Origin of the sequence: Escherichia sp. 20412-1, assembly GCF_003027595.1 — a bacterium.
Taxonomy (GTDB): Bacteria; Pseudomonadota; Gammaproteobacteria; order Enterobacterales; family Enterobacteriaceae; genus Escherichia; species Escherichia marmotae.
The window spans coordinates 39,425-52,930 of the sequence record NZ_PYQM01000009.1 but is presented as its reverse complement, the minus strand read 5'-3'; the positions used below and the strand labels follow the sequence as shown (position 1 = coordinate 52,930).

The window sequence follows — 13,506 nt, the reverse complement described above, 5'->3', positions numbered from 1 at the left end:
AAAGGAAAACGTTTCCGCTTATCCTTTGTGTCCGGCAAAAACATCCCTTCAGCCGGAGCATAGAGATTAATGACTGCACCATCCCAGGTATTAAAGATCCGCCGCCCAGACGACTGGCACCTTCACCTCCGCGATGGCGACATGTTAAAAACTGTCGTGCCGTATACCAGCAAAACTTATGGCCGGGCCATCGTTATGCCCAATCTGGCTCCGCCCATAACGACCGTCGAAGCTGCCGTAGCGTATCGCCAGCGTATTCTTGACGCCGTACCTGCCGGACACGATTTCACCCCGCTGATGACCTGTTATTTAACAGATTCGCTGGCCCCCAATGAATTGGAGCGTGGATTTAACGAAGGCGTGTTCACCGCGGCAAAACTTTACCCGGCAAACGCTACCACCAACTCCAGCCACGGTGTGACGTCGGTTGACACTATCATGCCGGTACTTGAGCGAATGGAAAAAATTGGCATGCCGCTGCTGGTGCACGGAGAAGTTACACACGCCGATATCGACATTTTTGACCGTGAAGCCCGCTTTATTGAAACGGTTATGGAGCCACTGCGCCAGCGCCTGACTGCGCTGAAAGTGGTTTTTGAGCACATCACCACTAAAGATGCTGCCGAATATGTTCGTGACGGTAATGAATTGCTGGCCGCTACTATTACCCCCCAGCATCTGATGTTTAATCGTAACCATATGCTGGTTGGCGGTGTACGTCCGCACCTGTACTGCCTGCCCATTCTCAAACGTAATGTGCATCAACAGGCACTGCGTGAGCTGGTCGCCAGTGGCTTTAATCGCGTTTTTCTCGGGACTGACTCCGCACCACATGCACGTCATCGCAAAGAGAGTAGCTGCGGTTGTGCAGGCTGTTTTAATGCACCAACGGCGCTGGGCAGTTACGCCACTGTATTTGAAGAAATGGATGCGTTGCAGCACTTTGAAGCGTTCTGTTCTTTAAACGGCCCGCAGTTCTATGGTTTACCGGTCAACGAATCGTTTATTGAACTGGTACGCGAAGAGCAACAAGTTGCTGAAAGCATCGCTCTGACCGACGACACGCTGGTGCCATTCCTGGCCGGAGAAACGGTTCGCTGGACAGTTAAACAATAAAAAAACGTAGCACCCTGTTGTCATTAGGTTATTTTACCTGTATAAATAACCAGTATATTTAACAGGGGGCTATTATGAGAATTGAAGTCACCATCGCGAAAACTTCTCCATTACCTGCCGGGGCTATTGACGCTCTGGCAGGTGAACTTTCCCGCCGTATTCAGTATGCGTTTCCTGATAACGAAAGCCATGTGTCTGTTCGTTATGCTTCAGCCAATAATTTATCGGTTATTGGCGCGACAAAAGAAGATAAACAACGTATTAGCGAAATTCTGCAAGAAACATGGGAAAGCGCAGATGACTGGTTCGTTAGCGAATAATATGCAGTAATGTTTGTTTTGCCGGGTCGCCCCGGCTTTTTTATTTTGCGTACAAATCTTCTACACTTCCTCAAAATAATTGCACAATATGCTAAAAAAATATGAATGACATGCTGTTTTATTGTTCATATAAATCTTAAAACCAAAAAAATATCTCTTTCCCCCTTTAAAAATTCGGTGAACACCCTTACTTATTGGTATACTGAAGTTGCTTCAGATAAAAACGCATTGAACCTCGAATAACGTTGTCTAGTAACACGAATTAGGGGGCCATGATGGAAAAAAACAATGAAGTCATTCAGACTCATCCGCTCGTAGGGTGGGACATCAGCACCGTTGATAGCTATGATGCGCTGATGTTGCGTTTGCACTACCAGACCCCAAATAAGTCCGAGCAGGAAGGGACTGAAGTTGGTCAGACACTCTGGTTAACTACTGATGTTGCCAGACAATTTATTTCGATATTAGAAGCAGGAATCGCCAAAATTGAATCTGGTGATTTCCATGTAAATGAGTATCGGCGTCATTAACATGACATGACCATCCACCCAAAAGGCACCTGACCGGTGCCTTTACCATTTCTGGGTTGTATATCTGCATTCACTTAATTACTCTGCTTGTACCATGAGAGCAGAGAGAAAAAAATGAAATACGATCTCATCATTATTGGCAGCGGTTCCGTAGGTGCTGCAGCCGGGTATTATGCCACCCAGGCCGGTTTGAAAGTGCTGATGACCGACGCCCATATGCCACCACATCAACACGGCAGTCACCACGGTGATACGCGATTAATTCGCCATGCTTATGGTGAAGGCGAAAAATATGTTCCGTTAGTGCTTCGCGCGCAAACGTTGTGGGATGAACTCTCCCATTACAACGAAGAAGACCCTATTTTTGTGCGCTCTGGCGTCATCAACCTTGGTCCTTCTGACTCCAAATTCCTCACCAACGTTGCCCACAGTGCGGAACAGTGGCAACTCAACGTCGAAAAACTGGATGCACAAGCGATTATGGCCCGCTGGCCGGAAATACGCGTCCCGGACAACTACATCGGCTTATTTGAAGCTGATTCCGGCTTTTTGTGCAGTGAACTGGCGATTAAAACCTGGATCAAACTGGCGAATGAAGCTGGCTGCGCGCAACTGTTTAATTGCCCGGTCACCGCTATTCACCATGATGACAACGGCGTAACCATTACAACGGCTGATGGCGAGTATCAGGCAAAGAAAGCGATCGTCTGCGCGGGAACCTGGGTAAAAGACCTGCTACCAGAACTCCCGATTCAGCCAGTACGCAAAGTATTTGCCTGGTATCAGGCAGATGGCCGTTATAGCGTTAAAAATAAATTTCCGGCGTTTACTGGCGAACTGCCCAATGGCGATCAATATTACGGTTTTCCTGCCGAAAATGACGCTCTGAAGATTGGTAAACATAACGGTGGTCAGGTGATTCATTCCGCGGATGAACGAGTTCCATTTGCGGAAATTACCAGCGATGGTTCTGAAGCCTTCCCATTCTTGCGCCAGGTGTTGCCAGGTATTGGCTGCTGCCTGTACGGCGCTTCCTGCACCTATGATAATTCGCCTGACGAAGATTTTATTATCGATACCCTGCCCGATCACGATAATACGCTGCTGATTACCGGCCTGAGTGGGCACGGCTTTAAATTTGCGTCGGTTTTAGGGGAAATAGCCGCTGACTTTGCACAAGACAAAAAAAGCAATTTTGATTTGACGCCATTCAGACTTTCCCGCTTCCAATAATCATCATTACAGCCTCCAAAATGAGGCCGTTTTTACAGGAGTTTTTTAATGCGTCGTTTGGTGAACTATCTCATCAATAATATTCGCGAACACTTCATGCTTTATCTTGTTCTTTGGTCACTGCTGGCGATTATGGATCTCATCTATGTATTTTATTTCTAACCCGTAATCACTGACATAAATTGACAAATATTTAATATCTCTTTCATTTGGTGTGAAAATTTGAATAAACTTATTCCTGCAATAACCGCATTCACCAGATTTCACTCATCCTGAAACAACTAAACTTATGAAGGTCTCTTCATTATTAAATCAAAATTATTGAAATAAAAATAAATATCATTCGAATTGTTATTTTTAAGTTGCAATTCATTCTCCGACACGCCATTTTCATTCTCTCGCAAATATGTTTCGGATGCCCTTATGCCACTTACAAATACCCCTGAACGCTATGGCGTTATATCAACAGCCTTTCATTGGCTAAGTGCAATCATTGTCTATGGCATGTTTGCTTTGGGTCTGTGGATGGTAACGCTCAGTTATTACGATGGCTGGTATCACAAAGCACCAGAACTGCATAAAAGCATCGGTATTCTGTTAATGATGGGGCTGGTTGTTCGTATTCTGTGGCGTGTCATATCCCCACCGCCAGGTCCGTTGCAAAATTATTCGCTTATGACTCGTCTTGGTGCAAAGACTGGACATCTTGCGCTGTACCTCTTGCTCTTCGCCATTGGCATCAGTGGCTATCTGATCTCTACCGCCGATGGCAAACCGATCAGCGTTTTTGGCTGGTTTGACGTTCCCGCAACCCTTGCCGATACTGGCGCGCAGGCTGACTTAGCCGGTGCCCTGCATTTTTGGCTGGCGTGGAGCGTGGTCGTTCTGTCCGTTATGCACGGATTTATGGCTCTGAAGCATCATTTCATCGATAAAGACGACACCCTGAAGCGCATGCTGGGAAAATCGTCATCTGACTATGGAGTTTAAAAAATGAAAAAAAGCCTGCTTGGTTTAACCTTCGCTTCACTGATGTTCTCTGCCGGTTCAGCTATCGCCGCCGATTATAAAATTGACAAAGAAGGCCAGCACGCCTTTGTCAATTTCCGCATCCAGCATCTGGGTTACAGTTGGTTGTACGGCACATTTAAAGATTTCGACGGTACATTTACGTTTGATGAAAAGGATCCTGCAGCCGATAAAGTGAATGTGACTATTAACACCACCAGTGTTGATACCAATCACGCCGAGCGCGATAAACATCTCCGCAGCGCGGATTTCCTTAATACAGCAAAATATCCGCAGGCAACCTTCTCCTCCACCAGCGTGAAGAAAAACGGTGACGAGCTGGATATTACTGGTGATCTGACGCTGAATGGCGTGACCAAACCAGTAACGCTGGAAGCGAAATTGATTGGCCAGGGCGACGATCCATGGGGCGGTAAACGTGCGGGTTTTGAGGCTGAAGGGAAAATTAAGCTAAAAGACTTCAATATCAAGACAGATTTAGGTGCGGCTTCGCAGGAAGTTGATCTGATTATTTCGGTTGAAGGCATACAACAGAAGTAGTGCTGAGATGTTGCCGGATGACACGCATCCGGCACGAATGTTTATTCTGTTGGATCAGGAATAACCAGTGTCGTGTTCAGGCGTCCACGTGATTTATTAAAGATCTTATTGCCATTTTCCCGCCCGGCACGGAGACGTCGCTGTTCTTCTGGCGGTAACGCGCTTTCTTCACAGCAAATCTCACTACAACAGCCTTTGAATTTCTCGGCACACGCCGGACACTGAATGAACAGCAGGTGGCAACCATCATTTTTGCAGTTGGTATGGCTGTCGCACGGTGTGCCACATTGATGACAATGCGCGATAATTTCATCAGAGATGCGCTCTCCCATCCGCTCATCAAAAACGAAATTTTTACCAATAAAGCGGACCGGCAGACCTTGTTCCCGCGCTTTGCGGGCGTATTCAATAATACCGCCTTCGATATGCCAGACTTTATTGAATCCGCTATGTTTCATCCAGGCACTGGCCTTTTCGCAACGAATACCACCGGTGCAGTACATCACGATTTTTTTATCTTTATGCGCCTGCATCATCTCAACCGCTTTCGGCAGTTGCTCACGGAAGGTATCAGCCGGAATTTCGAGCGCGTTTTCAAAATGCCCCACTTCGTATTCATAGTGGTTGCGCATGTCGATAAACAGCGTATCTGGATCGTCAAGCATGGCGTTCACTTCCGCCGCTTGTAGATATTCCCCGACGTTACTGGCGTCAAATTGAGGATCGTCAATACCATCGGCAACAATTCGTTCGCGGACTTTCATGCGCAGCACCCAGAAGGATTTCCCGTCATCATCCAGCGCAATATTCAGACGTAATCCGTTTAAAGCAGGGTCAAAAGCATAAAGCTGTGCGCGAAATGTCTCTACGTTGCTCGCCGGTACGCTGATTTGTGCGTTGATCCCTTCACGTGCCAGATAGACCCGCCCAAAGACATTCAACGCAGTAAATAGCTGATATAAAGCATCGCGGGTCGCCCAGGGATCGGCAATTTGGAAATATTTATAGAACGACATGGTGGTGCGTGGTTCGCTCTCGGCCAGCATTTTGGCTTTCAGCGCGTCATTAGAAATGCGGTTGTGTAACACTGGCATGGTGTACGGTTCCTGCGGGTGGGTAAGTAAAAATCCGCGGCATCATATAGCAATTATCGATAATTAACATCCACACATTTTACGCTACATTTGCACATTAAAAATTAATAATGGTTTACATGCGCGGCAATTTCACCCAATCCCCGGTCACAAATTTTGGTTGCGGACGAAAAAATGCGACAATACATACAATTGCCCGTATAGGTTGAAAGACAGGATTGATATGACGAATCTACCCAAGTTCTCCACCGCACTGCTTCATCCGCGTTATTGGTTAACCTGGTTGGGTATTGGCGTACTTTGGTTGGTCGTTCAGTTACCCTACCCAATTATCTACCGCCTCGGCATCGCGGCGGGACGACTGGCGTTACGTTTTATGAAACGACGCGCCAAAATTGTGCACCGCAACCTGGAACTGTGCTTCCCGGAGATGAGTGAACAGGAACGCCGTGAAATGGTGGTGAAGAATTTCGAATCCGTTGGCATGGGGCTGATGGAGACTGGCATGGCATGGTTCTGGCCGGACCGTCGGGTTGCCCGTTGGACAGAAGTGATCGGCATGGAACATATCCGTGACGTGCAGGCACAAAAGCGCGGCATCCTGTTAGTTGGCATCCATTTTCTGACTCTGGAACTGGGCGCAAGGCAATTTGGTATGCAGGAACCGGGTATCGGTGTCTATCGCCCGAACGATAATCCATTGATCGACTGGCTGCAAACCTGGGGGCGTCTGCGTTCGAATAAATCGATGCTCGATCGCAAAGATTTAAAAGGAATGATTAAAGCACTGAAGAAAGGCGAAGTGGTCTGGTATGCACCAGATCACGATTACGGTCCACGCTCAAGCGTTTTTGTGCCGCTGTTTGCCGTTGAACAGGCGGCGACCACCAGCGGCACCTGGATGCTGGCCAGAATGTCTGGTGCGTGTCTGGTGCCGTTTGTTCCGCGTCGTAAGCCAGATGGCAAAGGGTATCAATTGATCATGCTGCCGCCAGAGTGTTCACCTCCGCTGGATAACGCTGAAACCACCGCTGCGTGGATGAATAAAGTGGTAGAAAAATGCATCATGATGGCGCCGGAACAGTACATGTGGCTGCATCGTCGCTTTAAAACGCGCCCGCAAGGCGTACCTTCTCGCTATTAATACATATTCACAGGCCGGATAAGATGCCTGCATCACATCCGGCCTGTCAGCATCAAATCCCCTGATTTAGCGATAAAAGCTCTCTGCGTTGCACCACCTATAAGTCAGGCGCATAATTAGTGTGCTTATTTTTTCTTCTTATGTTCACCGCGCCTGGCGCACCAACAGCGGATTGCTATGTCACCCTCTGATAATGACACCTCCATAAACTGGAAACGAAACCTGATCGTTGCCTGGCTAGGTTGTTTTCTCACCGGCGCCGCCTTCAGTCTGGTGATGCCGTTCTTACCCCTCTACGTTGAGCAACTTGGCGTCACCGGTCACAGTGAGCTGAATATGTGGTCCGGAATTGTCTTCAGTATTACCTTTTTATTTTCTGCTATCGCCTCCCCGTTTTGGGGCGGGCTTGCCGATCGCAAAGGCCGAAAAATTATGCTATTGCGCTCGGCTCTCGGGATGGGCATCGTGATGGTGTTGATGGGGTTGGCGCAAAATATCTGGCAGTTCCTGATCCTGCGGGCGCTACTGGGGCTGCTCGGTGGATTTGTTCCCAACGCCAACGCCTTAATCGCCACCCAGGTCCCACGCAACAAAAGCGGCTGGGCGCTGGGGACACTCTCTACCGGTGGGGTTAGTGGCGCGTTGCTCGGCCCAATGGCTGGCGGTCTGCTCGCGGATAGCTACGGCTTACGTCCGGTGTTCTTTATCACCGCTAGCGTGCTGCTACTCTGTTTTTTTGTCACCCTATTTTGTATCAAAGAAAAATTCCAACCGGTCAGCAAAAAAGAGATGCTGCACATGCGGGAAGTCGTAACGTCACTTAAAAACCCAAAACTGGTACTCAGCCTGTTTGTCACGACGTTAATTATCCAGATTGCCACCGGTTCAATCGCCCCAATCCTGACGCTGTATGTCCGCGAACTGGCCGGCAACGTCAGTAATATCGCGTTTATCAGCGGGATGATCGCCTCAGTCCCCGGCGTGGCAGCTCTACTTAGCGCACCACGACTCGGCAAACTTGGCGATCGAATCGGACCAGAAAAGATTCTGATAACTGCGCTGATCTTTTCTGTACTGCTGTTGATCCCAATGTCTTATGTCCAGACGCCATTGCAACTGGGGATTTTACGGTTTTTACTCGGTGCTGCAGATGGTGCTTTGCTCCCCGCCGTACAGACGCTGCTGGTTTACAATTCGACCAACCAAATCGCCGGTCGCATTTTCAGTTATAACCAGTCGTTTCGTGATATTGGCAACGTTACGGGGCCATTGATGGGGGCCGCTATCTCAGCAAACTATGGCTTCCGGGCAGTATTTCTGGTTACTGCCGGAGTCGTTCTGTTTAACGCTGTCTATTCCTGGAACAGCCTGCGTCGCCGCCGATTCCCCCGGGTATCGAACTGATTTTTCGCCTTTCATACTTGCAAAAGCGGAGAATCAGCTATTCTTTCCCTGAATACCTCATCAAATCAAAGGGAGAATCGTGATGACTATGTACGCAACGCTTGAAGAAGCCATTGATGCCGCACGCGAAGAATTTCTTGCTGACAATCCCGGCATCGACGCCGAAGAAGCGAATGTGCAACAGTTCAATGTCCAAAAATACATTCTGCAAGATGGCGACATTATGTGGCAGGTTGAGTTTTACGCCGATGAAGGCGAAGAAGGTGAATGCCTGCCAATGTTCAGTGGAGAAGCCGCACAGAGCATATTTGATGGCGATTATGATGAGATTGAAATCCGCCAGGAATGGCAGGAAGAAAATACTCTGCATGAATGGGACGAAGGCGAATTCCAGCTTGAGCCTCCGCTGGATACCGAAGAAGGGCGCACAGCAGCCGATGAGTGGGATGAACGTTAATTACTCATATGCTCCGTGGTGAATGTCGATCGGCAGCAGTAAGGTATCAAAGACTAAAGAGAATGGAAGATCAAGGATCGTGACATAGCGCCATGCGGAGTCACGCACATCCCATTGCACACCTGGATAATATTGATTGCCATGCCCCTGCCCCGGTATGGTGCGGCTGATGATGCTGCCACAACCACTCAGCAAAGCAACCATGATGCCTACCAAAATGAAACGCATTCGTACCCTCTTCTGTAAAAAAATACCGGCATTACGCCGGTATTTTTATTGGCTCGTTGTTTTTGCCGGATGTGGCGTGAACGCCTTATCCGATCTACGAAACCTTGCAAATTCAATATATTGCAGGTAACTACGCTTTATTGCGAAGCCACATCCGGTTTACGTAATGCCAGTGGATTCAGCTTTATCCCTTCGTAGTAACTCACCCATGAAGAATATTTCTCCGGGGAATTCCACACACGGAAATGCAGGCGTGCCATGGTCACCGGATCGCTCAACAGCACCAGGCGGCGATCGCGATTCAGCTTCTCTGGCGTCTCGTTCAGCGCCTGTTCAACGTGGCGATCGCGGGCGATTTCCAGCACCTTACTGGCGCGGTGACGCGCGGTGGCCATTGCCATTGCCAGGGCATTAAACGACGGATTAAACACCGCGTGCATAAAGCCATCGTCGAGAGAACGTTGACGGTTCATCTCAAGGAAACGATCGGTATCGACCAGTACCTGCGGCGGTGAATACTCTTCCGGGATCAGGAACAGTTTCCAGCGTTTCGTGCGCAAACCAACGGTTGTACGGCTGGAGATCACCGAAACAAACGGTGACAGGATCAACGAGAAGACAATCGGTGCCAGCCAGAACAGAAAACGCAGATCCAGCCACGCCATACCGACCGCCCACACTAACCCCAGCAATAACTGAGAGCCGTGGCGTTTAAACGCTTCGCCCCAGGAAGTGGAGTCATCATCACGCTGCGGTGAATTCCACACCACTTCCCAACCGAGGAAGGCGCTGACCACGAATACCGTATGAAACAGCATGCGTACCGGTGCCAACAACACGGAGAACAGCACTTCTAACAACAACGATAACGTCACGCGCCAGAAGCCGCCATACTCTTTCGTCCCTTTGCACCAGATGAGCAAAATACTCAACAACTTCGGCAGGAACAGCAGCACCATGGTCGAGGCAAACAGCGCAATAGCCAGTTCAGGACGCCACTGTGGCCACACCGGGAACAACTGCCGTGGTTGCAGAAAGTATTGCGGCTCGGTCAGCGCGTGCACTACCTGCAATGCGGTAGAAAGCGCGAGGAACATAAACCACAGCGGTGCGGAAAGATAAGACATCACACCTGTCAGGAACACCGCGCGGTGTACCGGGTGCATCCCTTTCACCAGGAACAGACGGAAGTTCATCAAGTTACCGTGGCACCAGCGGCGGTCACGTTTTAGCTCATCAAGCAGATTAGGCGGCAACTCTTCATAAGAGCCAGGAAGATCGTAAGCAATCCATACCCCCCAGCCTGCACGGCGCATCAGTGCGGCTTCCACAAAGTCATGCGAAAGAATTGAACCAGCAAATGATCCTTCACCAGGCAGCGGTGCCAGCGCACAATGCTCGATAAACGGTTTCACGCGGATTATCGCGTTATGCCCCCAGTAGTGCGACTCACCGAGTTGCCAGAAGTGCAAACCGGCAGTGAACAATGGCCCATAGACACGGGTAGCAAACTGCTGGCAGCGCGCATACAGCGTATCCATACCGGACGCTTTCGGTGAAGACTGGATAATCCCGGCATTCGGATTGGCTTCCATCAGGCGCACCAGACCACACAAGCAATCACCGGTCATCACTGAGTCGGCATCCAGCACCACCATGTAGCTGTACTGACTGCCCCAGCGACGGCAGAAGTCATCGATATTACCGCTCTTACGCTTCACGCGACGACGGCGACGGCGATAGAAAATCTGACCTTCGCCACCGACTTCAGCGATCAGCTCCATCCACGCTTTTTGTTCTGCCACACAGATGTCTGGGTTGTAGCTGTCACTCAGAATATAGACATCAAAGTGTTGAGCATTGCCGGTGGCTTTTACCGATTCCCACGTTGCGCGCAAGCCTGCAAAGACGCGGTTCACATCCTCATTACAAATAGGCATGATCAATGCCGTGCGATGCTCCGGATTTAACGGCTCATCACCAACGGTTGACGCAGATATACTGTATTTATCGCGACCAATAAGTAACTGCAGGAAGCCCATCAGCGCCGTCCAGAACCCGGCAGACACCCAACAGAAAAGAACAGCGAAGAGGATCAGAATGCCGGTTTGCAGCATATAAGGCAGGAGCTGCATAAAGGAAACCCACAGATCCTGACCAACCATATCAACCGGATTAATCAACGCCCATCCCTGATACGGCAGAATCGTCTTCATGTACCAGGTGGCGACAACAGTTTGCGCCAACGTCAGGATAAGCAGGATGTAACGACGGATTGTCCCGACGGTACGCCACTTTTGCTCACTTTCCTGCTCTTCTTTGGTCAACCGGGCCAGATAGCGCGGCGTCACATCGCGCCCACGCAGACGATCCCAGAATCGCCCTACCGGATTAGTTCGCCACGGATCGGGAAACATAGAGGAGCGTTTTGCTTTCGGCATTGCCTGAAGCTGGTCGCGTCCTTCGTCGTCTTTAATTAACTGTCCATCAGCAAGCGAATCAGGCCAGGCTTGTTCCAGACGTGCCTTTACCGAGCCTTGTGGGGAGTCATCCTCCCGCGCATAGATCCGGTGTTCAGCATCCAGCGCCTGATGAACAGCGCGGATATCGGTCTTCGGCAATGCCGCTTTCTCGCTTGCAGAGATGGGCATTGCGTCAATGTACTCGGTTGTCTTATTCATTGGCAGGTAACTGGTAGCTCCAGGTTTCACTCAACGTCTGATCGGCATTCACCAGCGCAGCACGCATTTCAGTGGTTTTCTTGGCATCTTTCACTTTCACACGCATCACCAGACGCCAGCCTTTAGTAACCGGGTTATAACGCACCGTGCTTTCGACAATCTCACCATTATCGCCAATGCTGGTTTGCGCGGTGACCGGCGTATCCTCTGGCAGTTTTTTCATTTCTGCGCCGGTGAAATCGACCACAAAGGCAATAGTGCCATCAGGCTGGCGAATCAGGTTCGACTGCTTTACATCGCCCGTTGAACGACGCGTCTGCTGCACCCAGGCGTTATCAGGCGCGTGAAGTTTGTCTTCGTCACGACTGAAGGTGATGGTGTATTTAAAGTTCATCTCTTTGCCCGGCTCCGGCAACTGATCCGGTGTCCAGTAAGCGACGATGTTATCGTTGGTTTCATCGTTGGTTGGAATTTCTACCAGCTCAACGCTGCCTTTACCCCACTCCCCTTTCGGCGTTACCCAGGCGCTAGGACGCAAATCATAACGATCGTCGAGATCTTCAAAACGGGAGAAATCGCGGCCGCGTTGCAGTAGACCGAAACCTTGAGGGTTCTCCATCGAGAAACTGCTGATCGCCAGATGTTTCGGGTTGTTCAGCGGACGCCAGATCCACTCACCGTTACCAGCATGGATAGAAAGGCCGTTAGAATCGTGCAATTCCGGACGATAGTTATTCGCCGGAGATGGCTGATTCGGCCCGAACAGGAACATACTGGTTAACGGTGCAACGCCCAGTTTGCCGACTTTATCGCGCAGGTAAATTTTCGATTGCACATCAACAACCGTGTCACGTCCCGGCATAACAACGAACTTGTAAGCGCCTGTCGCACGCGGCGAATCAAGCAGCGCATAAATCGTTAAACGTTTGTCAGTCGGTTTTGGACGCTCGATCCAGAATTCTTTAAATCGCGGAAATTCTTCACCGGATGGCAAAGCGGTATCAATTGCCAGGCCACGGGCAGAAAGACCGTAAACCTGACCTGCGCCAATCACGCGAAAATAGCTGGCCCCGAGCATGCTGACGATTTCATCGTTTTTATCTTTGCTGTTGATCGGGTAAAGCACTTTAAAACCGGCGAAGCCAAGGTCTTTTACCGTGTCTTTGTCATGCTGAACATCACCGAAAGTGAAATAATCCGGACTGTATTTGATTCTTTTTACTGCCGTTGCGGTGACTTCGTTGATTTTGACCGGCGTGTCGAAGTACATACCTTGATGGTAGAACTCGAGCTTGAATGGGGTCTTCAGATTGTTCCAGTAGGCTTTGTCATGATTAAACTGGATCTGCTGATAGTCCGCGTATTTCATGTCGCGGAAAACGGAGGGCAAGTTACTTTTAGGTGCCTCATAGCCTTTCCCGGCTAAGGATTGAGCTTGCTTTGCGACATCGTCAATGCTGAAGGCCCAGCCTGGCGATGTATACAGAGTTAACATTACTGCAGCGCTCAACCAACGCATTTTCATCATTTGTAGTTTATGTTTCATAATAAGTAAGCACTTCCCCCTTTGTGTGCTTATATCGATCCGATCTATTTTAATGGATAACCAGCCATTCCGACAACAGAATCCCGGTATTATTCGGCGTACCGGCTCATGGATTAAGCACCTGATTGCAACCGTTTTCACTTTCCGTGCTTCTCCTAAAGACAGAAGGAGCGAGTTCGTGTAG

The 13,506-nt window shown here is 49.5% G+C and carries 14 protein-coding genes; 10 read left to right on the top strand and 4 right to left on the bottom strand.

The window, feature by feature from the left end; all coding sequences use genetic code 11:
* Positions 1-69: 69 nt before the first annotated feature.
* The 7 genes from pyrC (at position 70) to C7B16_RS08835 (ending at position 4,768) form a co-directional block, all read left to right on the top strand.
* Positions 70-1,116 carry a dihydroorotase gene (gene pyrC, locus C7B16_RS08865; protein ID WP_000126569.1) on the top strand — a complete coding sequence of 349 codons (1,047 nt, stop codon included), beginning with the start codon at positions 70-72 and terminating at the stop codon, positions 1,114-1,116.
* Positions 1,117-1,190: 74 nt separating this feature from the next.
* Complete coding sequence (gene dinI / locus C7B16_RS08860; protein WP_001217758.1) at positions 1,191-1,436, top strand: DNA damage-inducible protein I; 246 nt, start codon at positions 1,191-1,193, stop codon at positions 1,434-1,436.
* Positions 1,437-1,711: 275 nt separating this feature from the next.
* Positions 1,712-1,966, top strand: a complete 255-nt coding sequence (gene bssS, locus C7B16_RS08855; protein WP_000414435.1) for a biofilm formation regulator BssS — start codon at positions 1,712-1,714, stop codon at positions 1,964-1,966.
* A 114-nt stretch (positions 1,967-2,080) separates the two neighbouring features.
* Positions 2,081-3,199 (top strand): N-methyl-L-tryptophan oxidase, encoded by a 1,119-nt coding sequence (solA, locus tag C7B16_RS08850; RefSeq protein WP_107179585.1) that lies wholly within the window; start codon positions 2,081-2,083, stop codon positions 3,197-3,199.
* A 48-nt stretch (positions 3,200-3,247) separates the two neighbouring features.
* Complete coding sequence (locus C7B16_RS08845; protein WP_001253738.1) at positions 3,248-3,361, top strand: YceO family protein; 114 nt, start codon at positions 3,248-3,250, stop codon at positions 3,359-3,361.
* A gap of 261 nt (positions 3,362-3,622) precedes the next feature.
* Positions 3,623-4,189 carry a cytochrome b gene (locus tag C7B16_RS08840; RefSeq protein WP_010377234.1) on the top strand — a complete coding sequence of 189 codons (567 nt, stop codon included), beginning with the start codon at positions 3,623-3,625 and terminating at the stop codon, positions 4,187-4,189.
* A 3-nt stretch (positions 4,190-4,192) separates the two neighbouring features.
* Complete coding sequence (locus C7B16_RS08835; protein WP_000749251.1) at positions 4,193-4,768, top strand: YceI family protein; 576 nt, start codon at positions 4,193-4,195, stop codon at positions 4,766-4,768.
* 41 nt (positions 4,769-4,809) lie between these two features.
* On the opposite strand, the gene C7B16_RS08830 is transcribed toward C7B16_RS08835, so the two are convergent.
* The gene (locus tag C7B16_RS08830; protein WP_105267718.1) at positions 4,810-5,862 is read right to left on the bottom strand and encodes a rhodanese-related sulfurtransferase; all 1,053 of its coding nucleotides are present in this window, start codon (positions 5,860-5,862) and stop codon (positions 4,810-4,812) included.
* A 223-nt stretch (positions 5,863-6,085) separates the two neighbouring features.
* Here C7B16_RS08830 and lpxL point away from each other — a divergent pair, with 223 nt between their 5' ends.
* From lpxL to C7B16_RS08815, 3 genes are all read left to right on the top strand, one after another.
* On the top strand, positions 6,086-7,006 hold the full coding sequence (gene lpxL / locus C7B16_RS08825; protein ID WP_001516170.1) for a kdo(2)-lipid IV(A) lauroyltransferase: 921 nt from the start codon (positions 6,086-6,088) through the stop codon (positions 7,004-7,006).
* Between the two features lie 177 nt (positions 7,007-7,183).
* A complete protein-coding gene (gene mdtG / locus C7B16_RS08820) occupies positions 7,184-8,410 on the top strand; it encodes a multidrug efflux MFS transporter MdtG (protein WP_107179584.1) in 1,227 nt (408 codons plus the stop codon).
* Between the two features lie 82 nt (positions 8,411-8,492).
* The gene (locus C7B16_RS08815; RefSeq protein WP_001516169.1) at positions 8,493-8,867 is read left to right on the top strand and encodes a MysB family protein; all 375 of its coding nucleotides are present in this window, start codon (positions 8,493-8,495) and stop codon (positions 8,865-8,867) included.
* On the opposite strand, the gene C7B16_RS08810 is transcribed toward C7B16_RS08815, so the two are convergent.
* From C7B16_RS08810 to mdoG, 3 genes are all read right to left on the bottom strand, one after another.
* Positions 8,868-9,095: a YceK/YidQ family lipoprotein gene (locus tag C7B16_RS08810; RefSeq protein ID WP_001211026.1), complete on the bottom strand. Its 228-nt coding sequence runs from the start codon at positions 9,093-9,095 to the stop codon at positions 8,868-8,870.
* A 137-nt stretch (positions 9,096-9,232) separates the two neighbouring features.
* Positions 9,233-11,776, bottom strand: a complete 2,544-nt coding sequence (gene mdoH, locus C7B16_RS08805; protein ID WP_010377224.1) for a glucans biosynthesis glucosyltransferase MdoH — start codon at positions 11,774-11,776, stop codon at positions 9,233-9,235.
* The gene (gene mdoG, locus C7B16_RS08800) at positions 11,769-13,304 is read right to left on the bottom strand and encodes a glucans biosynthesis protein MdoG (RefSeq protein WP_010377222.1); all 1,536 of its coding nucleotides are present in this window, start codon (positions 13,302-13,304) and stop codon (positions 11,769-11,771) included. The genes mdoH and mdoG overlap by 8 nt, the downstream gene beginning before the upstream one ends.
* Positions 13,305-13,506 lie beyond the last annotated feature (202 nt).